At 46.6% G+C, this 24,630-nt stretch carries 21 protein-coding genes; 6 read left to right on the top strand and 15 right to left on the bottom strand.

Annotated features, from left to right (window positions below):
* Positions 1–10: 10 nt before the first annotated feature.
* The 4 genes from MHB43_RS17990 to MHB43_RS18005 all read right to left on the bottom strand — a co-directional run bounded on the left by MHB43_RS17990 (position 11) and on the right by MHB43_RS18005 (position 6,171).
* Positions 11–1,234 carry a VWA domain-containing protein gene (locus MHB43_RS17990; RefSeq protein WP_237174972.1) on the bottom strand — a complete coding sequence of 408 codons (1,224 nt, stop codon included), beginning with the start codon at positions 1,232–1,234 and terminating at the stop codon, positions 11–13.
* Complete coding sequence (locus tag MHB43_RS17995; RefSeq protein ID WP_237174971.1) at positions 1,219–3,687, bottom strand: DUF5682 family protein; 2,469 nt, start codon at positions 3,685–3,687, stop codon at positions 1,219–1,221. The genes MHB43_RS17990 and MHB43_RS17995 overlap by 16 nt, the downstream gene beginning before the upstream one ends.
* Positions 3,675–4,775 carry an AAA family ATPase gene (locus MHB43_RS18000; RefSeq protein ID WP_405117661.1) on the bottom strand — a complete coding sequence of 367 codons (1,101 nt, stop codon included), beginning with the start codon at positions 4,773–4,775 and terminating at the stop codon, positions 3,675–3,677. The genes MHB43_RS17995 and MHB43_RS18000 overlap by 13 nt, the downstream gene beginning before the upstream one ends.
* A 418-nt stretch (positions 4,776–5,193) precedes the next feature.
* Positions 5,194–6,171 carry an aldo/keto reductase family oxidoreductase gene (locus tag MHB43_RS18005; RefSeq protein WP_405117662.1) on the bottom strand — a complete coding sequence of 326 codons (978 nt, stop codon included), beginning with the start codon at positions 6,169–6,171 and terminating at the stop codon, positions 5,194–5,196.
* 189 nt (positions 6,172–6,360) lie between these two features.
* Here MHB43_RS18005 and MHB43_RS18010 point away from each other — a divergent pair, with 189 nt between their 5' ends.
* The 4 genes from MHB43_RS18010 (at position 6,361) to MHB43_RS18025 (ending at position 9,814) form a co-directional block, all read left to right on the top strand.
* Entirely contained in the window at positions 6,361–7,560 is a 1,200-nt protein-coding gene (locus tag MHB43_RS18010) for a cytochrome P450 (protein WP_405117663.1), read from the top strand.
* Between the two features lie 40 nt (positions 7,561–7,600).
* On the top strand, positions 7,601–7,942 hold the full coding sequence (locus MHB43_RS18015) for a ribosomal protein L7/L12 (RefSeq protein ID WP_237174968.1): 342 nt from the start codon (positions 7,601–7,603) through the stop codon (positions 7,940–7,942).
* Between the two features lie 170 nt (positions 7,943–8,112).
* The gene (locus MHB43_RS18020) at positions 8,113–8,397 is read left to right on the top strand and encodes a helix-turn-helix transcriptional regulator (RefSeq protein ID WP_036613842.1); all 285 of its coding nucleotides are present in this window, start codon (positions 8,113–8,115) and stop codon (positions 8,395–8,397) included.
* Between the two features lie 232 nt (positions 8,398–8,629).
* Positions 8,630–9,814 (top strand): MFS transporter, encoded by a 1,185-nt coding sequence (locus MHB43_RS18025; protein ID WP_405117664.1) that lies wholly within the window; start codon positions 8,630–8,632, stop codon positions 9,812–9,814.
* A gap of 108 nt (positions 9,815–9,922) precedes the next feature.
* Here MHB43_RS18025 and MHB43_RS18030 read toward each other — a convergent pair whose 3' ends face one another.
* The 9 genes from MHB43_RS18030 to MHB43_RS18070 form a co-directional block, all read right to left on the bottom strand.
* The gene (locus MHB43_RS18030) at positions 9,923–10,678 is read right to left on the bottom strand and encodes an SDR family NAD(P)-dependent oxidoreductase (RefSeq protein WP_124115125.1); all 756 of its coding nucleotides are present in this window, start codon (positions 10,676–10,678) and stop codon (positions 9,923–9,925) included.
* Positions 10,679–11,000: 322 nt separating this feature from the next.
* Positions 11,001–12,728, bottom strand: a complete 1,728-nt coding sequence (gene poxB, locus MHB43_RS18035) for a ubiquinone-dependent pyruvate dehydrogenase (RefSeq protein WP_405117665.1) — start codon at positions 12,726–12,728, stop codon at positions 11,001–11,003.
* A 253-nt stretch (positions 12,729–12,981) separates the two neighbouring features.
* The gene (locus tag MHB43_RS18040; protein WP_339176958.1) at positions 12,982–13,743 is read right to left on the bottom strand and encodes an SDR family oxidoreductase; all 762 of its coding nucleotides are present in this window, start codon (positions 13,741–13,743) and stop codon (positions 12,982–12,984) included.
* Positions 13,744–13,894: 151 nt separating this feature from the next.
* A complete protein-coding gene (locus MHB43_RS18045; RefSeq protein WP_221821497.1) occupies positions 13,895–14,200 on the bottom strand; it encodes a Dabb family protein in 306 nt (101 codons plus the stop codon).
* Between the two features lie 149 nt (positions 14,201–14,349).
* Entirely contained in the window at positions 14,350–14,601 is a 252-nt protein-coding gene (locus MHB43_RS18050; RefSeq protein ID WP_062834756.1) for a type B 50S ribosomal protein L31, read from the bottom strand.
* Positions 14,602–14,745: 144 nt separating this feature from the next.
* Positions 14,746–15,012: an HPr family phosphocarrier protein gene (locus MHB43_RS18055; RefSeq protein ID WP_026081056.1), complete on the bottom strand. Its 267-nt coding sequence runs from the start codon at positions 15,010–15,012 to the stop codon at positions 14,746–14,748.
* A 166-nt stretch (positions 15,013–15,178) separates the two neighbouring features.
* Entirely contained in the window at positions 15,179–16,246 is a 1,068-nt protein-coding gene (locus MHB43_RS18060; protein ID WP_405117666.1) for an NAD(P)-dependent alcohol dehydrogenase, read from the bottom strand.
* An 81-nt stretch (positions 16,247–16,327) separates the two neighbouring features.
* Positions 16,328–18,475, bottom strand: a complete 2,148-nt coding sequence (locus MHB43_RS18065) for an alpha-glucuronidase family glycosyl hydrolase (RefSeq protein WP_405117667.1) — start codon at positions 18,473–18,475, stop codon at positions 16,328–16,330.
* The gene (locus MHB43_RS18070) at positions 18,472–20,661 is read right to left on the bottom strand and encodes a glycoside hydrolase family 52 protein (protein WP_405117668.1); all 2,190 of its coding nucleotides are present in this window, start codon (positions 20,659–20,661) and stop codon (positions 18,472–18,474) included. Before MHB43_RS18070 ends, MHB43_RS18065 begins: the two co-directional genes overlap by 4 nt.
* 220 nt (positions 20,662–20,881) lie before the next feature.
* Between MHB43_RS18070 and MHB43_RS18075 the strand changes: the two genes are divergently transcribed.
* Positions 20,882–21,793, top strand: a complete 912-nt coding sequence (locus tag MHB43_RS18075; protein WP_405117669.1) for an AraC family transcriptional regulator — start codon at positions 20,882–20,884, stop codon at positions 21,791–21,793.
* 76 nt (positions 21,794–21,869) lie between these two features.
* Here MHB43_RS18075 and MHB43_RS18080 read toward each other — a convergent pair whose 3' ends face one another.
* Entirely contained in the window at positions 21,870–23,273 is a 1,404-nt protein-coding gene (locus MHB43_RS18080) for an aldehyde dehydrogenase (protein ID WP_405117670.1), read from the bottom strand.
* Between the two features lie 90 nt (positions 23,274–23,363).
* Complete coding sequence (locus MHB43_RS18085) at positions 23,364–23,666, bottom strand: helix-turn-helix transcriptional regulator (RefSeq protein WP_017688208.1); 303 nt, start codon at positions 23,664–23,666, stop codon at positions 23,364–23,366.
* 273 nt (positions 23,667–23,939) lie between these two features.
* Between MHB43_RS18085 and MHB43_RS18090 the strand changes: the two genes are divergently transcribed.
* A complete protein-coding gene (locus MHB43_RS18090) occupies positions 23,940–24,617 on the top strand; it encodes a GntR family transcriptional regulator (protein ID WP_026081054.1) in 678 nt (225 codons plus the stop codon).
* Positions 24,618–24,630 lie beyond the last annotated feature (13 nt).

Genomic DNA, 24,630 nt, shown 5'->3' on the forward strand with positions numbered 1-24,630 from the left:
CTCCTTGAATTTAAGTGATGATCTCGCCAATCCAATCCGCGAGTTCGTTAGGCGTAATTGCGGCTACATGTGCCCCCATATTGGTTAACGTCTGTGCGGCATGTTTGTTATAGACTGAATCCCCGTTAAAATCGAGTGCGGTGAGAACCAGTAGCTTGCATCCTGTATCGATGATATCTTTACAGGCTTTGTACATTTGCGCGATCGGGTACCCTTCCTCCAGATCACTGACCAGAATAAAGATGGTTTTGCCCGGATTATCGATTAACGTCTCGCCATAACGCAGCGCTTTGGTAATATGTGTGCCCCCGCCGAGCTGTACATTCATGAGCACGTCTACGGGGTCTTCCAACCTGTCGCTCAGATCAACAACCTGCGTATCAAATATGAATAATTTCGTGCGCAGTGCATTCAAGCGATAGAAGATGCTGGCCATCACCGAACTGTAGATGACTGAATCCAGCATACTGCCACTCTCGTCCACACCAATGATGATGTTCCACTTGTTATGGGGCTGAATATTCCCATCGAAATACAGACGATCAATCACAAACCTGCGCTTGTTTTTATCGTAATTCTTCAAGTTCTTGGTGATGGTTCGCTTGAAATTCAGATTGCGTAAGGATCGCACTGAACTGGAGGTATAGCGACTGCGCTTGCCCATGATACTCGCTCGGGTCTGAGATTCCAGCTTGCTGCGCAGCTCTTCAACCACGGTTCGCACAATATCCTTGGCGCTCCTTAACACCTCACCTTTCATCCGTCCTTTGAACTGCATAATGTTCTTGAGCAGATTCATGTTTGGTTCAAGGGATTCAAGCAGCTTTTTGTCCGTTAACAATTCTGTCAGCCCATAACGATCAAGCGCCTGTTTTTCCAATATTTCTACCGTTGGTTTGGGGAATAGATCCCTGACCTTGTGCAGCCATTTCGGTACAGTCAGGTTAGACGCACCGCGTCCTCCCTCTTTTCGATAACCTTGTTCTTCACCGTATTCACGGTTATAGAGATACCCCAGAATCTCATCGATTTCCGTATATTGAAATTCAGCCGAAGTGTATTGGTCTGTATTACACAACCCTTCTTCAGCGGATTCACCGAGAATCAGACGCCATCGATTTAAAGTTTCAGCAGAATGATGATCCCCTCGGTTGTTTCCATCCGGATTGGAACTTTCATTGATTTCTCCGGTTCCTTCCGTTGTCCGATTCGCTTCATTCATATTAGCTTCCATGCAGCAAACTCCTTTCGAAGCGCTTCGTCCCATGCTTTGGACTGAGTCAGCATCTGCTCATCCACCGCAGGCCTCAACATTTCCTCTGGCTCAACCTGATGCAGACTCGCCACCCGTTCAGCAATCAAGCCCGTCTCCATTGGTGTAAAGTAGGTGAATGCCAACCGTAATTCCGGTACCATACTGATGAAGTCGTCGTATGACAGCTGTTCAATCAGATAATTCAACTCAGACAAGAGCTGATCTTCATACAAAAAAGCGTCACGTGCTACAGTGAATACTCCCTGTAAAAAAAGTGCCGTTTGACGGGTCTGATCCGGTGTACCATGGATATACCCGCGAGCACGATCAACAATCTCATCTCTGGGCCTGTCACCGAGCCCTGAGGAAATAGCCACACACACACCCTCCAGCTGAGCCGGAAGCTGGTGATCAGACAGAAGCTCATTCAGATGTATTCGGAATGTCTCATCCTGAAAATGCTCCTCCGATGACTCCGCGAGCATAGCTAGCAGCTTCAATCCCTGAATAATGGCTTCATGTTCATCCGGATTGGCTCTGGAGAGCTGTAACAACTTGTCCACGGCGTTCCTATAAGCTTCGGATACCAGATCAGGGAGATGTTGCTCGTCAGATAATCCCAGCAACCTGCGGTGTTGATGAATTCGGTTCAAGACATGCAGACTATTACATAGGGATAGAAAATTCCCGTCCGTTCTCAGCGCTGAGCGGACCTGTTCATAGAGTTTCATCGCTGTGTCCTGAAGCCCCATAAGTAGCGCTTGAAGCATGAGTCGGGCAAGTTCACCGCTATGATGATCCGGTATTTCTTGCATTTGTTCTTCCATTTTGCGTGTAGCCGCTCCAGCAAGTGTTCCGCCATAGAGAGAGTTTTCTATCAATCTGGCTTCAATACGGGAGGAGTACATATAAACCCAGGTTTCACGTACGAGATTCATGTCACGCTCTGCGATCCAGTCCGGCCCCGATTGCCGTTTCGCGAATTCCGGAACCAGATAGGTGATGCACTGAATCAATTGACTTATCTGACGGTGCTCCGGTTTCGCATACAGATCCAGCACTTTCTTGTGCTGTCCTGTTGTGCGGATCTGCAGTTTGTACTCTGTACAACGCGCCTTGAAGTCCTCCACGATGGGAATACTGAATGAATTGGGAGCCACACTTCCAATGACGTCTCCTGTCAATAACTGCTGCAGCTCTTGCAGCGGTTTATCGGTAGCCAAGGTAAGCTCCCCCTTCACAAAGGAAGAGAGTGCTGCATCCATCAACTCATAGACGCCGCCTTCCCTTTTACCCCGAAGCCCGGCAAGACCTTGAATCATACTGTATGCCTCAATTGCATCACTGGTTGATACATGCTCGTGTCCGTCCCGTAATTGGCGCATCAACCGGGATAACAAGTCCAGAGCCGTTAGATTATACGGTGTACTCTTTTTGCGAAGCAGCTGGTTCCAGATCTGATCGTAATAATTTACATAAGGCATGCCGCTCGCATATCCATTTAGCCGATCCGCTTCAGCAAAGGTATAGACCATAGGGTACATTTGTTGGTGAACCGTATCTGGATTAACCGCACTAAGTTGAGACGTTCCTGGTTTACCTTGTCCATCCAAACGTTGGTCTGTATGCTGTTTATCCATCTCTGGCTGTTCCAATTCTGATTCATGTTTCTCTGACATCAACAGTCCATACGTATGAAACCCACCGGTAATGACAAGCACACGCTCATGTTCCTGCACCGCTTGATTAATATGTTGTTTCATATGTGCTTCTCTTGCCAGATCACCAGAAGACTGTAATCGTTCCGTGGAATAACACATTCGGGATAAGGTACAATACGTGAATACATCCTGCACGAATGCCTGAGTGGATTTTTCCAGGCCGCCAATCTCAAACACCTTTTCCCACAATTCATCAAAACTGCGACAGTTTGTTTTTTGACACAACCGGTTAATGAAATCAGACCCCGCAAGCAAGGTTTCGTCCTGGATGGAGATCTCCTTTTGTTCTGTCTGGCCGGATTTGGATGCACGAGTGGAGAAGTGTTGATAATCCAGATCAATAAACTTCGCCGGAATATCCAACCGTTTTGCTTCTTTCAAAGCTACATATTCAGGCGAATACCGAAGCATCGGATAATAGCAGGCTTCTCTCTCCAATTCACTCTCGTAGGTATAGTACAGACTGACAGGAGGTAAGGTTGCCTCATCACTCAGCACCGGAATTAACGGATTGCCACTCTCTGGTCCTTCGATCAGAATGATATCCGGCTTGTACTCTCCGATTAATCGTAACAAGTGATATGAACATGCAGGGCTATGGTGTCGTATTGGATAATAAACCGTATGATTACTCAGGTTATACACCTGGGATTCGAACAAGGATTGTAACTGATCAACATCAGGGTCCAGTACCGCTGTTAACCGATCCATTTTCTCTCCTCATAATAGTCCTTCCACATTCCCTCTTCTCTGGAACGCTCTTTTACGACCTTGGAGAAATAGGTTTTGAGAATGGACAGATCCTTGTCGTTTTCCTTTGCAATGGTCCCCAGCATGTTCTGCACCAACCGATCCAGCCCAATAGCTTTATCTTCGTAATAATAGGAAGTCATCGCACTCTGGACATAGACAGACACTGCTTCCGCCGTACTCATGGATGCTTGAGGGGTATCGAGCTTGTATCCTTCCCGTGTCATGCCGGTGCGCAGTTCCATGAATGTTGTAGCCAGCAACTCAACCACATCCGGGTTAATGTCAATATCAATTCCACTATGTAATAACAGGCTTTGTGCCTGGGATTCAATGATTTTGGCTTCCATCTTTACGTTATGAATGGGCTTGATCGTTTCGAAATTGAACCGCCGTTTCAATGCACCACTCATTTCGTTAACACCTTTATCCCGAATATTGGCTGTAGCAATGACGTTAAATCCCGGTTGGGCAAACAGTACACCACCGTCCAGTTCAGGAATGCTCATGACCTTGTCACTGAGAATACTGATCAGACTATCCTGCGCTTCGGCGGGACAACGTGTAATCTCTTCAAAACGGGTAAGAATACCTTTCTTCATTCCGTTATACAACGGCGATGGTACAAGTGCGGCTTCCGAAGGGCCTTTATCAAGCAGCATGGCGTAATTCCATGAGTACTTGATCATATCCTCTGTTGTGCCTGCTGTACCCTGAATCGTATTTAGACTGGTACCGGAGATCGCTGCGGTCAGCAGTTCGCTAAGCATGGTCTTGGCTGTCCCGGGTTCTCCCACGAGCATTAATCCTCGGTTGCCTGCCAGAGTAACAACTGCACGTTCAATTAACACGTCATTGCCATAGAATTTGCGGGTAATCGGGATCTCTTCTCCATTCAATAACGCAGGCTTATCCCTGCCAATAATAAAATCGCGCACATAGGCGGGAGATAACAGCCAGTTCGGGGGACGTTTCCCCTGATCTTCCTCTCGCAACGCGCGTAATTCAACCTCGTATAATGTCTCGGCGGGTGGTTTGAGCATCTCCATCGTCAAGGTGTCTCCTCTCAATTAAACAGATCGTATGTTCTTATTCCTATCATTTTATCACAGCCCTCGAACAACTACCCGGTAAAACGATAAAAATGGTTGAAACGTCCTTCTTATCAGCACTTTTCCTAAGTCCATGGACATAGCCTCTAGCGCAAGTATGAAGGTGAACCATCCTTACAGCCGTGCCAACACACTGTTTCCGGATCCGAATCAGCATGCTTATTACCATGTAAACGCATTGTAGGCCATATGACCTCAGGATTCATTACACTTTCGATCATGTGTTTCAACCAAATGAAGCCGATTATTACAAAGAAAACACAGGCCATTAGCTGCCTGTGTCTTCTTATATGTTCAATTTCACCCAACATCTATGAATTTTGATCGAAACTGACCATCTCTTTGAAGTCCCTACTTACATTCTACGCCCGCATGAAGCCGAATACAGCTCGTACCACTCATAACGGGTAAGCTCAATATTCGTTGCATCACGACAGGCCAGGATACGTTCTGGTCGAATCGAACCAATGACAGGTTGTATCCCTGCTGGATGCTTCATTAACCAAGCCAGTACAATAGACTCCGGTGTAACTCCACGCTCCTTGGCCATTCGATCAACCAATTGAGCCGTATGCTCAATCTCTGCGCGCTGTCCCTCAACCACCCTGCCAGTAAATCGACCCTGAGCTAGTGGACCCCAAGCCTGCAGTTGAATATGCTCTGCCTGACAATATTCCATCGTGCCATAGGGAAACATGTTGTCTCTGGCTTGCGGCCGATTTACCGTCACACCAGCTTCTACGAATCCGATTTTGTCCAGACTCATCTCCAGCTGGTTCACAATCAGAGGTACTTTACTATGAAGCTGAAGAAGGCGAATCTGTTCAGAACCCATGTTGGACACACCAAAATGTCGCACTTTACCGGAATGATGCAGCTCAGCCAGTGCTTCTCCAATCTCTTGCGGATGGGCAAGTGGATCAGGACGGTGTAACAGCAAAATATCCAGATAATCGATCCCGAGCCGTTCCAGGATACCGTCCACACTCGCCAGGATATGTGCACCTGAGGTGTCATAACGCTGCGGTCCTTCATCATCACCTACAAGACGTATACCACATTTCGACTGTATAATGATCTGTTCACGCAAACCAGGAGTTTCGGATAAAACTCGCCCCAATACATGCTCTGCCTTACCACGTGTGTAAATATCCGCCAAATCAAAGTGATTAATGCCGATTTCAATAGCTGCTTCTACTGCTCGATGACCTTCTACCACAAGATCTGAAGTAATGGGGAGCCCATCCCATTCACCCCCAAACCGCATACACCCAAGAACAATTCGACTTGCCGGAATCTGGTGGTGATGCAAAGGAAGTTGTGCGTAAAACATGTCAGCGTTCACCTCATTTTCATTTTTACCAAGCATAATAACCGATTCTCTCTACCATGTCTTCTTCCATCTTCCTCTATTTTCCTGCTCTATCATCTATATGAAGAAGAAACAAGGTTTCAAAAGCTTGTGTATTGAATATATAGAGGGTGCAGGTATTATGCAGGAATATGAGAGGAGATTTTGCATTTGAACCCGAATGAAGCCAACGAGTTCTCAAAGCCAGCTTTTTTCACGAAAGAATTCACGCATAACCCTTACCCGGTGTATGAAAAGTTAAGAAAAGATGAGCCCGTTTTCAGAATCATGTTTCCTCACGGGGAATTCGGCTGGATTATTACCCGATATGAGGACGCAGTCCAGATCCTGAAAGATCCTCGCTTCAGCAAAGACATGGTCCGACGTTACGGCGCTGAGAATCAAAGCATCTTCTCCAATAATATGTTATTCTCCGATCCGCCGGATCATAAACGTCTTCGTGGACTTGTGCAGAAAGCATTCACACCCAAACTGGTCGCAGACATGCGGAGCCATATTCAGGACATTGCTGATGAACTGCTGGACAACCTCCCGTCACAGGAAAAAATGAATCTGATCGATGACTTTGCCTTCCCGCTGCCCATCATTGTCATTAGTGAAATTTTGGGAGTCCCTCTTGAGGATCGTGACAAATTCCGCATCTGGTCCAATACGATTATTGATGCTTCCATAGCCGAGAGCGCCGAGCTGTTTGAGCAGCATGCCAGGGAGTTTACGGATTACCTGACGGCCTGGTTTGCGAAAGTTCGCCGAGATCCCGGCACTGATCTGATCAGCCAGCTCGTCATTGCGGAAGAATCCGGGCAGCAGTTAACTGAACAAGAACTGCTTGGCGTTGTCTCCTTATTAATTATTGCCGGTCATGAAACAACCGTGAATCTGATTGGAAATGGGATTCTCGCCCTGCTGGAGCATCCGGAGCAACGCGAACTGCTCATCAACCAGCCCGAGCTTATTCACAACGCCATTGAAGAGATGCTTCGCTATAACGGACCGGTGGAGTTCAGCACATCCCGCTGGGCTCTGGAAGATATTGAATTCCGTGGACAACGTATCGCTCAAGGTGATCTTGTCATAGTTGCGCTTGATTCCGCGAACCGGGACGAACAGCAGTTTAAGGATGCTGATATTTTCGATATCACACGCGAGAAGAGTTCGCATCTGGCTTTTGGCAAAGGCATTCATCTCTGCCTGGGTGCACCGCTTGCTCGTCTGGAAGGTGAGATTGCAGTCAGCACACTTCTGAATCGTTTTCCAAATATACAGCTTCAGGCAGATGTGAATGAACTGGAATGGAGACCTGGTATGAATGTTCGTGGTGTCAAGGAAATTCCGGTTCAACTAAAATAATGGCTAAATATGAATAAATGAAAGTGAGGCACCTGACATCATGGAAATGAACACCTTGGTATGGATCGTTTTGCTGCTTCTGATCCTTGTGTTACTGGTCAGAGTCACCAGCCTGCAACGCCAATTGAATGAATTGAAAAGAGATGTGGAGCGTCTGGAGAACGGTTCAACCGCAGGCGCACGCTCAGACTTCAATTACACCTTGTCGCCGAAGGAAGCATCTCCTTCCCACACAAGCCAACCAGCCCAAACGGATCTGGATCAGGAACTGCTTACACTTATACAACAAGGGAAAAAAATTATGGCGATCAAACGACTGCGTGAAGCCAGAGGTCTTTCGTTGAAGGAAGCCAAAGACTATGTTGATTCTCTGGATCAGTAATATACAACTCACATAACTCTCGGGGGAAGTCACTCCAGACTTTCGGCTGTTAACACAGACGCAGTAGAAAGTCTGGAACCTTCGTCCGAGAGTTTACTTTTCAAACGACATATGCTACTGTATTTCTATATTACTAGAAATAAGAAATAAAGACGAAAGGACCGATCATTATGCAATCAAACTCAAATGAGATTGAACAAGTCGTCAAAATTCATAAAGCGCTGGGCGAACAAACACGCTACAAAATCATTCAGATTTTATCGGGCGAAAGCAACCTGTGTCCCGCCGATCTGGAGAGCCGCCTTGTTACGGTTGCCCTATCGACTCTGTCTCATCACCTGAAACAGCTGTCCGATTGTGGTCTGCTTACATCGCAGAAGAAAGGTACGTATATCTACTACAGCCTAAACACGGAGACTGCACAAAAGTTTGTTCCCTATCTGCTAAATAAATAAAAAAATTTGAGTTATATTTCTATATAATTAGAAACATTGAAACAAAGCACAATATTTATTAGTAAAACTAGGTCACCTACGTTTACGCTTATAACAATATTCATTATCTAGGTTGTAGCATTACCATTCGCGCAGATGGGTTGCATTCAGAGCATTCATGTCTTGTTCTATCGTCTTTATTTCTATATTTCTAAAAATATAATAATTATAATCAGAAAGAGGTTATGTTTCCATGTCTTCTACGCTCAAAATCTATGTTCTTGCCTTGGTCAGTTTCCTTGTGGGAACGTCCGAATATGTCATTGCCGGTATTTTGGATCGTATTGCACATACGATGAATATCTCTTTAATCGCTGCCGGACAGCTCATTACGATTTTTTCACTCGTATATGCGCTCGGTACACCTGTCATTATTGCACTGACTTCGCGCTGGGACCGTCGCAAGCTGTTGCTGTACTTCCTTGGTCTATTCGTTGTGGCTAATGTTCTTGCCTACCTGTTGCCGGGTTATGGACTGTTCGTCGCAGCACGAGTATTGATGGCTTTGGGCGCGGGCGTTGTTGTTGTCACGGCATTAACGGTTGCTTCCCAAATAGCGGCAGAGGGCAAACAAGCTAGTGCAATCGCCACAGTAATCACTGGATTTACGGCTTCTTTGATCGTTGGCGTTCCGCTCGGAAGGCTTGTGGCAGCATCTTGGGATTGGAAGCTTGTTTTCGCAGGTATCGCCGTTCTTGGCATTCTCGCCATGCTGGTGATCGCGGCCGCCATTCCGCCTTCCAAAGCAGAAGCGCCTGTTCCACTGAAGAAACAACTGTCTTTGCTCAAACAGCCACGAATTGTATTGGCACTGCTGGTGACCTTTTTCTGGTTAGGTGGGTATTCCATTGCTTACACGTATATTTCACCTTACCTTGTATCCGTTTCAGGAATGAGCGAAGCACTACTCAGTTCAGCTTTACTCGCATTTGGCATAGCAAGCCTGATCGGTTCAAAAGTTGGAGGATTCGGTGCTGACCGATTGGGTGTCAAACGAACGCTGATCACAGGCATGACTTTGCATATCGTGAGTCTGGTCCTATTGAATATAACGGCAAGCTCTCATCTCGCTGTCTTCCTTGTTCTGATTTTGTGGTCTTTTGCCGCCTGGTCTTCGGGTCCAACTCAGCAATATAACCTAGTCACCATGGCTCCGGAATCCTCAGGCATTATGCTAAGCCTTAACAGTTCGGTGATGCAACTGGCGATGGCTGCCGGCGCAGGTATTGGCGGAATCGTGGTCAGCAGCGTTTCATTGTCATCCATTACCTGGATTGGCGCTGTCGGGGTCGCTGTTGCCGTCATCATCGTTATAGGCTCGTATCGTTCAGCATCTGCGAAAAGCACACAAACCCATACATCACATAACGTTGCATAATATGAATTCCTAGTACAAAAAACAAACCAAAAAGAGAGGCACTGTATGTATACAGCAGCCTCTCTTTAACCATTTTAACGGCTATTCTATTACCGATAAGCAGAACTCCTATTGAGCCGTAACTGCACCATCGATCGGATATACTGCACCATTGATATATGGCGCTTCATCTCCAAGCAGGAAGGAAACCAGATTAGCGATCTCTTCCGGTCTGCCCAGACGTCCTGATGGAATGCTGTCGACGGTTGCCTTGAACACTTCAGGGTTGTCTTTACCGAACTGAATGACCATCGGCGTCTCAATTGTACCTGGGGCAATCGCATTTACACGAATGTTGTCCTTGCCATATTCAATTGCAGCTGTACGCGTCAAGCCTACCACGCCATGTTTGGTCGCCGCGTAAGGTGCAACTGCAGGTACACCAACAATACCCGCTGTGGAAGCCGTGTTCAGAATGGAACCCCCACCTGTTTTGAGCATTTCCGTAATTACATACTTCAACCCGTAGAATACACTTCTCAGGTTAATATCAATGATCTGGTCAAACTGCTCAATCGTATGTTCAATCAGCTTGATCCCAGGACCTGCAATACCTGCATTATTAAAGAACATGTCGATTCGTCCGAACTCTTCGACTGCTTTTTTTACGTAATTCTCCACTTCAGGTGCTTTACTCACGTCTGCTTGTACAAAAATAGCTTTACTTCCCAGCTTCTCAATCTGCTTAACCGTTTCAAGACCTGTCTCTTCGACAAGATCCACAACGACAATGGATGCACCCTTCTCAGCCAGCTTCAGTGCTGCTGCTTGGCCCAATCCACTTCCTGCTCCAGTAATAATGGCTACTTTTCCTGCGTGACTCATGTTGATCTCCTCCATGTGTGTGTGTCATCTTGTAATTGGATCGATGAATACGATATGAAACGTACTTACATGTAATGATGCAATATGTAGGTCAAAAATGTCATAAAACCTTCCTGACTTTACCTATTCTAATAGACTTTCGACATAAAAACAAATCATATAATATGTATTAATACTATATAACCTGTCATATTTTCAGCATTTTTATTGAAGGAGCACACAACTATAACGTCTTGTTGCATGCTCCTCTTTTACATATACAATTTTTTTCAAGTCGGTATCTCTTCACTTCAAATGGTGCATATCTGCTTATCAAAACACTTTAACGCAGCAAATTGGTTTTTGCCAATTCAATAATTTCGTCACCGCGTCCGTTGAGCACGGCTTTCATCATCCATAAGGTGAATCCTTCCGCCTGTTTGATATCAATCTTCGGAGGTAAGGACAATTCCTGACGATTCACCACCACGTCAATCAACACAGGACCATCATGCTGAAGCGCACGCTGTACAGCTCCTTCCAGTTCATCCGGATCCTCAACCCGCATACCTTCCATGCCCATGGCTTGAGCAACCATCGCAAAGTTGGGATTTACAAGCTCTGTTCCAGATTCCAGGAATCCGGCAGCTTTCATCTCTAACTCAACAAAACCGAGCGCTCCATTATTAAACACCACAACTTTGATCGGCAGATTATGCTGTTTCAGTGTCAACAGATCACCCATCAGCATCGTAATACCGCCATCACCCGACAACGAGATGATTTGTCTGCCCGGATCAGCGACCTGAGCACCAATGGCCTGTGGCAAAGCGTTTGCCATCGTACCATGACTGAATGAACCGAGCAGCCTGCGATTACGAGACATCTCGATATAACGGGCCGCCCATACTGTCGGAGTTCCGACATCACAGGTGAAGATGGCATTTTCAGCTGCGGCATCACTAATGACCTTGGTCAGGTACTGCGGATGGATGGGCTTTTTACCCGGTTTTCCAACGGCCAGCTCGTCCAGATCTTTGCGTACTTTCACATAACGATCCACACTTTTACGCAGATGTTTGTCACTGTGTTCCTCTGTCAGATAAGGAAGCAAAGTTTCAATGGTCGCTTTTACATCCCCACATACGCCGTAATCCAGCTTCGTGCGCCGACCCAGATGGGAAGATTGAATGTCGACCTGAAGGACTTTCGCATCTTCGGGATAGAATTGACGATATGGGAAATCCGTTCCCAGCATCAATAGTACATCACAGTCCATCATGGCATGATAACCGGATGAATACCCAATTAGACCCGTAAGACCCACGGAATAGGGGTTGTCATACTCCAAATATTCCTTGCCTCGTAGCGCAATAACCATCGGGGATTTCAAGCGATCACAGAGCTGCATAAGGGGTTCCCGAGCGCCTGCGCAGCCTGCACCGCACAATAACGTAATTTTCTTGCCTTGATTCAGATATTCCGCCAGTTTCACGAGTTCAGGCTCAGAAGGATGTACCACGGGATTGGTCGCATGATACACATGCTCAGGCACAGGCAGATCGGCTGCTTCAAGTCCTGCTACATCCCCCGGCAATACAACGACAGACACACCTGAACGTGCGACTGCTGTCTGAATGGCCATCGTGAGAGAACGCGGCATCTGTTTTGCTGTTGTAATGACTTCACAATAATCACTACATTCCTGGAACAGATACTCCGGATGAGTCGCCTGAAAATATTCACTGCCAATCTCGTCACTTGGGATATGTGCAGCGATGGCGAGTACAGGAACACGATTGCGATGACAGTCGTACAGACCGTTAATCAGATGCATATTACCAGGACCACTGCTACCTGCGCAGACAGCGATACTTCCACTGACCTGAGCGTCCGCCCCAGCAGCAAATGCAGCTACTTCTTCATGACGTACATGAATCCATTCGATCTTGCCCGAACGACGAATGGAGTCGAGTACCGCATTCAAGGAGTCTCCAACAATGCCATATATGCGTTTGATGCCAGCGTTCAATAAGGATTCAACCAGAACGTCCGCGACTGTTTTTTTCATAAGTGATGGGTCTCCTTTAATTGCTCATTTTGATTATGTTTCCACTCTGTTAATATACCTATTCTTATACCCCAATCTTTCGAAAACCGAACCAACTCATATGTATGTCTGGATATATGAAACAAAAACCGCCCCTTGAACCGTTATTTCAGACATAGCAAAATGCCAAAAAATCCGCTTGTCGAATGACAAACGGATTACGGTTAAACTCAGTTTATTCATTTTTATGTGATTCCCGAATCCAAATCAGACACTAGATAGCAGGCATCACATTGCCACCACTTACCGGGATATAGGCACCAGTGATAAATGAAGACAAATCCGAAGCGAGAAAAGCTACTGCATTGGCGATTTCCTGATCTTCACCCCTGCGCTTCAGCGGCACAGTACGCGTATATGCCTCATCATGTCCAGGCTCACTGGAACGATCACGTTCACTAATTGTCCATCCAGGTGCAACCTGGTTTACGGTAATCTGATACTCACCAACCTCCTTGGCAAGCACACGATATACACCATCCATTCCACGCTTACCAGCGGTGTAGGCCGATTGATGAGCGAAATTTTGCATTGCACATTCCGTATTGATGCCAATGAACCGACCGGCTCTGATATCTTGCATATGTGGAATGAAAGCTTTGGCAAGATAGACACTCTGCATGACACAGGATTCGAACTGGCTCAAGTAATCTTCAGGAGACTGTTCCAACACCGTTGTCCATTCATATTGAATGACCGCATTGGCAACAACAATATCCACTCCGCCGAGGACAGGCTGAATTTCATCACGCATCCGCAATGCCGTATCCTGCTTTGTAATATCCCCCTGTACAATTACAGCCTTACGACCGAGTGCTTCAATCTCACCTTGAAGCTCCCGAGCCTTGGTATCATTATTTATGTAATGTAGAGCCAGATTGGCGCCACAGGCTGCCAACGTGCGGGCGATGACTCTCCCCAATTGTCCGGTTGCTCCTGTAACCAGAGCCGTTTTTCCTGAGAGATCCAATTGCATAACAGCGAAAACCTCCTTGAATTCATTTGGCCGAAAACGATTTCGAAAATATGTTATTTTTGTTCATTAATTACGCGTTATTCAGAGATATATACAGCATTCTTCAATGCTGTATATGATAGTTCAACTTTTTTCCTATATGTGGAGACTATTAATTATGATGTTGAATGAGATCAATTTCCTGGAAGCGGCTGACTTCCTTTTCCCAACGCTCTTCTACATATTGACGGTGAACCGGGTGATTGTTATATGCATCATACGCAGCCTGATCTGCAAAGACCATCGAGAAGCTGTAGTCAAACTCATTCTTCTCACTTACTTGTCTCAGAATCTGAAACTGCTCTACGCCAGGAATGACAGCCAGTGCATCCGAACTTTCCTTCAAAAAGGCTTCGGCCTCCGGTGTATCTTTACCCGCGTAAAGTGTAAACGTTACCATATGTGTGATGCTGCTCATCTCTATTTCCTCCTCCAATATGTTCGTACTCTGTTTCTTAGTGTACATCCGAATGTGTTGTAAGCGCAATAATTGGTTGAATTAATTTTTAATGTACACAAAAAAACCTCAGGACAAATCCCGAGGTTTTTTGTAATGTATGGACAAACTTATTTGTTGATGTTGTATTTACGGTTAAATTTATCAACACGGCCACCGATATCCACGTTTCTTTGTTTACCAGTGAAGAACGGGTGGGATGCGGAACTAGTGTCCACACGGATTACTGGGTAAGAGTTACCGTCTTCCCATTCCATAGTTTCGTTAGAGAACTTCGTGGAAGAACTCAAGAATTTGAAATCAGCACTTGCATCGTAAAAAATTACGAGTTGTGTCTTTGGATGGATGTCAACTTTTGGCATAATCTATTTACACTCCTTTAATATGGGTACTTCTTTAGAATCAAACTACATTTTATTATACTCTTTTTTTGGACAAAGTACCAGCAGGTTTTGAGGAATAGCTAAAAAAAATATGATATCTGTGATTTTGCACCTAATCAGGTGTCACGCCGTCCCTTTCTCCAGTACATTCAACATGTACTCCAAAGCCTCCAGTTCATCCCTGCCCCTTGTCTGTAATCTGACAACACTACCATATCGAATGGGTAGTAACGCCATTCCAAGCAGGCTTTTGACATCTACACGATGCTCATGCTCAGACTCCATATACGACAAAATAATATCCGAGGAAAAACGCGACGCTTGAGAAGATACCGACATCAGATCATCCCGATGAAAATCAGCGTGTATCATAAATTCATGTACTCTCACAACCTTCAGTTCCTTTCGCTAAGTACTTATTCACCAATATGGTGTGTATCCATTTATATATTAAAATCTTCATGAATTATACCATGTTATGGGAGCTTGACCCATACTTTTTTGTGAAAAAAACAAAAAAAGAGTCCTGAACCACAGGACTCTTTCCAGGTTGTTCTTACATACCGTTCGGATATACCATGACCTTCAGACTGCCGCTTTTATTGTGTAATGCGCGCTCCATCGCTTGCTGTGTCTCTTCCAGTGAATAACGATCTGTAATCAGTGACATCACGTCATGCTGCCCGGAGCTCAGGAACTCAATTCCTGCCGGATACGTGTTGGCATAACGGAATATGCCATAGATATCAACTTCATTGTCTGCGATAAAGGGAACATTGAGTGCGATCTCGTCCTGTGCAGGCAGGCCCACAATCGCAAGTTTTCCTCCACGTCGAAGTGAATACAGAGCAGATTGTAGCGCCTTCGGATTCCCCGCTGTTTCCCAAGCGGTATCAACACCCACACCACCTGTTAACTCGCGAATCACAGCCAGCGCATCTTCATTCCGCACATTAATGGTATGCGTGGCACCCATGCGGCGAGCTGCTTCCAGCCTAACTTCCTCCAGATCCGTTACTATGATCTTCTCGACACCGAAAGATTTGGCAGCAGCCACGGCCATGAGTCCAACGGGACCCATACCCATAATCGCCAGGGTTGTACCCGGAGCCAGTTTGCTGCGGCGTGCAGCGTGAATACCAACAGAGAATGGCTCGTTCATAGCTGCTTCCTCATAAGACAGATGATCGGGGATCGGGAATACCATATCTTCACGCATCACCATGTATTGTACAAATGCCCCATCCACCGGAGGGGTCGCTAGAAATTGTACATCCGGACACAGGTTATAACGACCTTTCTTACATGCCGAGCAACGTCCGCAAGTCACCCCAGGCTCAATAGCAACCCGATCCCCTGTTTTGAGACGTGATACGTTCGAGCCAACAGCAGCAATGATCCCCGCACACTCATGACCCAGAATGATCGGTTTCTCCACCACAAATCTGCCAATGCGTCCATGTTCAAAATAATGCACATCCGAGCCACACACCCCGACAGCCATTACCTGGATTAACACCTCATCCGCTGCCGGTTGCGGGACGGGTTGTTCCTCAATAATAATGTGTCCTGGCTCTGTCATGACAGCGGCCTTCATGGTTTCAGGCAGTTGATATTGTCCCATACGGTTCTCCTCCTCATGTATGTCCATGCTGTCTATTGTACATCAAAGAAAACAAGGTATCTTCTTTCTTCATATCACCAATCAATAGATTGTTCGACCTTGTTCATCCGCAATGCCGCTCTTGCGATAGAAGTACGTATTGATCATGTCCCGCCATTCCTTGGCATGTTCGGCCTGGTTGTCCTGTAATGAAGCAACTTTGCTGAAAATAACCGGGTCGATTTTGCCCTCTAACCCTCTCCATGTCTCGGCTAACGCCTCCGCCTGCGCAACACCTTCAAAGTGTGTATCATAAATATGCTGAATGACCGTTTTACCCGAATGCAGAACATGGGTGTACGGCACATGATGGAAAAATAAGATCAGCTCATCCGGACAGGTGTCTACGGACTCATAACGATCAGCATTCTCAGGGTGATACTGTGAAGTGTATCCTGTACCGCTCTTCACGGTTCGATCTACACCAATGCCATGACAATCGGCAAAGTGATACGTTCCCCATTTGGAATACTCGTATCCATCTACATTCGGACCGTAATGATGTTCCGGATTAACCATCCAACCCACACCGAGAGGCGCCGTATAATTCTCATAGATATCTAGTGAAGTCAAAAGCATGCCCGTAACCTGCCGCACAACTTCGTCTTCATGTCCAAATGTGAGTCTCACCCACTCATCAGCAATTTCTTCCACGGACAGCTCCGGGTTCCACGCAAGTCTTCCATATCCATATAGATTCGCCTGCGCGAGTGGATGTCCTGTCCAACAGGCATCTGCACCAATATTGGATACTGCGGCGAAGCCACTGTATGGTCGTTTATACAGAGAACCGTCCGCAATTCTCTTGATCTCTGAACCTTCACCTTTGGCATATGTGTCAAAGTCCAATACTTCTTTCCACTGGGGAACCAGATAACAGAGATGACGTTGTTGCCCGGTATACTCCTGTGTAATCTGAAATTCAATCACCTGATTTGTATTTTCCATGGCGCCGAACAACGGGGATACCGCCTCTCTCACCTGAAAGTCCATCGGCCCGTTTTTGATCTGCAAAATGACATTTTCGGCAAAACGCCCGTCCAGCGGCGTAAAGTGGTCATAGGCTGCCCGCGCACGGTCTGTGGAACGATCCCGCCAGTCCTGCTTGCAGTTATAGACAAAGCAACGCCAGATGACCAATCCACCGAATGGCCGAAGGGCTTCAGCCAGCATGTTCGCACCATCGGCATGATCACGGTTATACGTGAATGGTCCCGGACGATTCTCGGAGTCTGCCTTGATCAGGTAACCGCCAAAATCCGGAATCACTGCGTACACCTTGGCCGTTTGAATGTTCCACCATTCCCGTACCTGCGCATCCAGCGGATCAGCCGTACGCAATCCACCAATCTCAATTGGACTTGCGTAGTTGGCGCTCAGGAACAATCGAATGCCATACGCTCTGAATTCAGCTGCAACCTTTGCCACATCACTAAGATAACGTTCCGTCAGAAACAGACTCTCACGGCGGTGTACATTGACGTTGTTGATCGATATGGCATTGATTCCCGTGGAAGCGAGTAAACGTGCGTAATCCCGGATGCGTCCCAAGTCCAGCGTGAATTCCCCGTTATCATAGAAAATGGATTCTCCTGCGTAACCACGCTCAATGCTGCCGTCCACGTTATCCCACTGATTAATCATCCGTAGCGCATTGGTCGGCTGCTCTCTAATGAAGCTCCACTTATTCACAGCGTCATCCGCCTCATGTGCTCTTCCTTGATCCATTGTCAGCTCTCGAAGCAGATGGAATGCACCATACAGCACACCTTGGGGAGTCTCTGATCCAATGACCAGTACACCCTCGGTCTCGTTCTCACGAATGATATACCCTTCCCCTTGAACAGTTGAACGCTCTGTCTCGCTGAACAACCCAGCCACGGAATCGCTCCCTGTCCAAGTGCCGATTCGTATTGCGGGAGCGGAAGCATGACTGTCCCGTTCACTTTCCTGAGTATCAGAAAGATGACTGACCGACGGTTTCACGCCATATAACCTCTCCAGTCCCCGTGAAAGTTCGGTCAGAGCTGTTGTAATTACTCCATGGTTCTCTTCCACCAATATCAGCTTGCTCCACGCAGGAGCCGTCTTTTGGTTAAACTCATTCGCTCTTGGCAATTCAGAGTGATACCCCAGCCACGCATCGTACTGTGGACCTGACAAAGCAGATTGAACGACGGATTGGCTCATTGTACCGCCTCCTTGCTGGCATAGATTTGCCCAAGGTGATTCCCTTTTCCTTCGAGTAGCCATAGAATCGACGTTACACCACGCGGATAGTACTTACTGCCAACCGCCACACCAGACAGGATCTGGTCACTCCAGCACCAGTAGGATTCCTCCGGATGCAACAGCCAGTTGACATGAGCCGCGTCTGCTGCCTTGCCTGTCTCATTCCATTCCACACCCAGCAGCTCTCTAGCAATAAACTGGGACAAATAGATTTTGCTCAGCCACGAGTTATTGCTTGTTGAGGACAGTTTCCAGCCTCCATCTTCGAACAGACATGTTCCCGGTACAAGAACCGTCTTCAGATGAGTTTGGAGTGCTTTCAGATAAGGTCCAAAACGACCATTGACATCCAGTGCTGCTTCACAGCCTGTAAAGTACGGGAACACCAGACCTTCAATCGCCGGAATGATTCGAGAATCATTATTTTCTGCAATAACAGCTGGAATGTAGCCGCCATCAGTCAACTGTGCAGCAATACTGGCAGCGCAGCGATCCGCTTGAAGCCCTGCTTGATGGGACAGATCTGCCAACTTCTCAGTTGCGAACAGCTTCTCCAATGCGACATAGACCGCCCAACATTTACCCGCCAGATAGATATTATTGCGAGACTGTCCAAGTGACACATCCAGGCTGTCGTAAGTTGTAATCTCCGCTCCACCTTGGGTACGGCTGCTATCCAGACCCATTAGACCGTTACGCTGCTCAGCGTCGGGATGGTCACGATTAAGCATGCTTTCGAAGCAATCCTGGATAACAGGCAACATGTTTTTCACAAAAGCTTGATCCTGTGTCTGTTCAATGTATACTGTCGCGCAGCAGAGCCAGTTCACCAGTTCCTCGTGGCTCATCTGTGAGAAGCAGTCGTCAATGCCAACCAGCTCATATGCCGAGTGTCCAGGGCGTGAGAACACATTGGCAACACCAATATCATGGGTAAAGGTGATTCCCCCCGGATATAACTTCTCTTCCCCCGGGAAACGAACCTGATCCGTATAACTGTAACGTTTCACAAACCACTCCAGCTCATTACGCACCGTCCATGGATTCAAGGCAAGCTCGAAGTACAACTGATCAGCCGTCAGATCAAGTGTGTTCATCATCCGATACTCCCCTTCGTTCACCACCCAGAGTGGCTCACCATCGGCATCCAGCAATTGAGTACTGGCATAATAGCTGTGAATGGAATGAGCAAGCATGAATGATTGATCTTCGGTCAAAGCAGCCGATCCAAGGCGTTGTTCAACCTCTCCACAGGATGCGGTCAACTCACTGAAGCGTTGTAGTGCATACTCTCCTGCTGCCTGAATATCGGAGAAGTACCGCGTATACCAATACGTTGTGTCCATTCCGGTCGTCACAATGCCCCCGCGATAGAAACATACTGCGAATTGATACGTACGTTTCTCTCCAGCCGGAACCTCCATCAGTAGTGCAGCGGTTGAGCCAAGTCCAAATGCCAGATTCTCCCGATGTTTCTCCTGCAACAGTTTCTCCAGCGTAAATCCGCGTGCGGGCCACAGTCCGTCATCTGCAGACATAATTGCTGTAAGTCGACCTTGTCCCACACCTGTGATGGAACCACCTTCCGGTCCCCCAATCAGACGCATCGCAGAGTACGGATCATTGCCCTGATAGCCAAAGTAGGCTTTGCGGGATTGTTGACCTTCCGTATTGTCAATCGTCATCTCTACCAATACGGCAGGTACGAGTGCATCTATTAATTCTTCACGATCCCCATTCGTTGGATCAGGTACTGGACGTACAGGCGAGTAGATACGGAACGTCAGATCTCCAGCAGTCCACGTATCCGTACCTGAGGTAAATTCACGGGTAATATCTTCATCGCGAAAAGCCGTAATAAGAGGTTGTGGAGCTTTGGTCGCGTTTGTCGACGCCGGGTCCCCATTCTCCAGCTTCTCTACATCATAGCGGCTGCTCTCATCCTCGGAAGCTTCATAAAAAGGAAGCGCCTGATAATTGTCGCCATCGCGAGATTGTAATCCAATATATATATTCTGGTCGGCCGGCTTGTCGAGTTCAAGACCCAGCCCGCCTTTGGCACCTTTGTAACCCAGTGTAAAACTCGCAAAAGCACCAATCGGTGCGTGATGTGCATTATAAAAGATGGATTTGAATTTGCTCATGAATCATAACCCCTCTCAGAATGGTATGCATACGTTTTCATTAGCCCCATCCTAACACGTGGTTCCACCTTCGACCATGATCAAATCAATCGGATATTTACCCAAATCAAGCTGATAGACTATAATGGATTAAAGCGGTTACAAAAAAAACATTCCATTTGATATACGTGCGTAATCAAAATCACATTTTTTGAACAACCTCTATGAAGGGGGATCTTCCATGTCTTCAACGTATTTGCCTCCTACTTTGGGAGAAAGTGTCCATGAAGTTTTTTATCCAGATGTGCAAACAACGGTCAATCTGTTCGCCATTCATTTACGAAGTGTCGGTATGGACTGGGATTATCCGGCGCATGAGCACCCTCAATATGAATTGAATTATGTGACGGAAGGCGAGCAACGCATGATGGTAAATGGTACCCTATACATTCAAAAGGCTGGCGAACTGCTCCTGATTCCTCCGGGAAGCATTCATTCCAGCCAGAGCCATAACGGCAAGGGATTCACGTATTTTTGCATGCATTTTGACATCGATGATCAGTTGTTCCTATCGTTGCTGGCGCGCATCAAACAAGTGCGATTCAGTGCGGATAGTCCGGTTACACAGCAGATTGAGCCCGTTTTACGCAAATTGATGTCATCTGCGGATGATGAAACAGCAAATACGATGGTACAGCGTATGCAGCTGCAATCTGCGGTATTTGAACTATTTGGCCATCTGTGGCAGGCGGTCTCGCAAGAGGCAGCGCAATGGTTTACCGACGGACACGAGAAGATCGAACTCGCCCACCAGATTCGTAATCGATTGCAAGGCCTGATGAGTCAACAATTCAAACAGGGACACGAATCCAACGGTCACTATGGCATTGATGATATTGCAGCAGAGCTGGGCATCAGTTCTTCTCACTGTAATCGCGTGTTCAAGCAGGTATTTGGTCAGTCTCCACGTGCTGTATTGTCCCAGTTGGTTTTGCATGAAGCGAAGCTTCTTCTGGGCAATCCGAAGCTGTCCGTTCAGAATATTGCCGTCATGCTTGGTTATAAGGATATTGCCCATTTCAGTCGTCAGTTCAAGCGCTGGTCTGGCATGTCACCATCCCGTTACCGACAGGAAAAGCCTGCTCTGGAATAAGGTCCAGTAGCAGGCTGTTGGGCTTAAACTCTTTGCATGATTCGATTCAAGTTGTTCTCTGTTTTTATATGAAGTGTTATTTTAACAAACGCTTAATCAGCTTCAGCTTGTTATCATACGGTGGATACAGAATCGGCAGATTCAATTTGGTGCTTTTTTTCAGTACACTTTTGAGATGAGAGAAGGTTTCGAAGCTGTACTGCCCATGATACGAGCCAACACCAGAATGACCAACACCGCCAAATGGCAGACGCGGATTCGCTACATGCGTGATGGTATCGTTAATGCAGCCGCCTCCAAAAGAAACTTCGCGCAGCACTTTGTCCTGAACCCGGGTGTCGGAAGTGAACAGATACAAGGCGAGTGGTTTCGGCCGCTTTACGATTTCTACAATGGCTTCATCAATGTTACGGTAGCTAATGATTGGCAGAATCGGTCCAAAAATCTCATCTTCCATCGTTGCTGCATCCCAGGACTCCGCATCAATTAAAGTAGGTTCAATGAAGCGATCTTCCTCATCCGAAGCTCCCCCATATATCACTTTGGCCTGATCCCGCTCAATCAAAGTTGTGAGACGTTTAAAATGTCCCTTGTTCACGATTCGTCCATAGTCCTTGTTGTGCTGGATATCCGAACCAAAGAAGGACACGATCGCTGCTTTCATCTCTGTAATTAACGGTTCCTTCACACGCTCATGCACAAGTAAATAATCGGGTGCGATACAGGTCTGTCCCGTATTGAGCAGTTTGCCCCATATAATGCGCTCAGCTGCTACTTTGATATCCGCCTGTTCATCAACGATAACAGGACTTTTGCCTCCCAGTTCTAACGTAACGGGAACGAGATTTTTGGCAGCTGCCTCCATCACAATTTTGCCTACCGGCACACTGCCTGTAAAAAAGATATAGTCGAATGGCGCGTTAATCAGTGCTGTCGTTGTATCTTTTGCACCATCGAGCACTTGTACGTATGCGGGTTCGAATACGCTCGCAATCATTTCACGGACAACAGCGGACACCGCAGGTGTATTCTCTGACGCTTTGAGCACGGCTGTGTTACCTGCTGCAATAGCACCTACCAATGGTTCGATTAAGAGTTGAAAAGGATAATTAAACGGTCCGATGATCAGAACCGCCCCATAGGGTTCGGGTATGATATAACTTTTCGAACCCAGGAGCGCCATTTGCGTTTTCACTTTCACGGGTTTCACCCATTTATTCACTTTACGAATGGTGTGTGTGATGCTATCCATCATGAATCCGATCTCGGTTGTGTAGGATTCGAACTCACTTTTGCCCAAATCCTGATAGAGAGCTTCTGTCAGTCTGGATTCGTACTTTTGGATGGCCTGCTTGAGTTGGGTCAGACGTGCAATTCGAGCTTCTGCAGATCGTGTGACCCCGGAACGAAAGAACTGTCGTTGCTGCTCCAAGATCTGTTCAACTTCCTGACTGGTTACTTCCTGTATCGTCGTTGTCATATATACACACCCCTCTATTTATCATTGATCAAGCGTTTAAACTTACGAACCTATAAGGCACATGCAAAAGCATGTTTTATTACTATTAATCTACAGACACTCTTCTTCCAGAGCAGCTACCAGTTCCTTCAACAGTTCCACCGATGCATTCAATGAAGCCGAATAATAGCGCTGTGTGCCCTTCTGTTCCACAGATATAAGCCCCTTCTCTAACAGCAGCTTGAGATGATGAGATATGGCTGGCCGGGATAGGCTGGATTGTTCAGTAATTTCATTCACCGTCATTCTGCCCTTCTCGGTAAGTGTCAGCAAAATGGATTGACGATGGTTGTCACTTAACACCTGAAATAACGGGATACAGGTTTGAAAAACGCTAATTGCTTTTTGTCCCATGGTTTCACCTCTATACTATTTCTTCTTTATTATTTCTACGCATATTATTTTCTGTCTGATGTCTGTTAGTTTAAACATTCGAACCCAATGACTGAATTGTACTCTGTATTCACTTGAACTGCAAGTAAACCATCAACTAAATTTAAAACAATATCGATAAAGCGCTTCCATACTACCATACTTGTATGGTAGTATGGCATTGAAGGAGTTGAAGTTGTGGAATATACCCCAAAGTTATCATCCAAAGCCGGTTTGTTGCCTGTTGCGAGCAATATGTCTTCCATGAATAATAAGCAATCTTACTCAACGCGAGATGTCGTTTACTTCACGCTGAAACAACTCATTTTGAGTCTGAAAATGCCTCCGGGAACAGCTATTTCTGAGAAGGAGATTTCGCTGGAATTCCAGGTAAGCCGGACACCTGTTCGAGAAAGTTTTGTAAGGCTTGCTCAGGAAGGTCTGCTAGAAGTGTATCCACAGCGTGGCACATACGTCTCTCTGATTCAGGTCGACCTCGTTGAGGAAGCACGGTTCATGCGTGAACAGCTCGAACGAGCCGTAATCAGGCTCGCCTGCGAGAACTTTCCGAACGAACAGATGGTAGCTCTTGAACAGAACCTTGCATGGCAACAGGAATGCAGGGTCAAACCGGATGATGAACGAATGTTCCAATTGGATGAGGAATTCCATAGCACTCTTTTTGCAGGCTGCAACAAAAGCAACACCTGGACTGTTATCCAGCAGATGAATGTACATTTGAATCGAAGTCGCATGTTACGCCTGTCCTCAGACCACCAGTGGGATCACCTGATTGAACAGCACCGGTCTATGGTCAAGGCCATTCAGCAGCATGATGCCGACACAGCAGAGCGACTGATGCAGGAACACTTGCATTTAACTGTCACCGATTTGGCTGTCCTGCAGGATACATATCCGTCCTATTTTCAATGACTGAATTTTTCTT

It is taken from the genome of Paenibacillus sp. FSL H8-0317, assembly GCF_045040685.1.
GTDB lineage: Bacteria > Bacillota > Bacilli > Paenibacillales > Paenibacillaceae > Paenibacillus.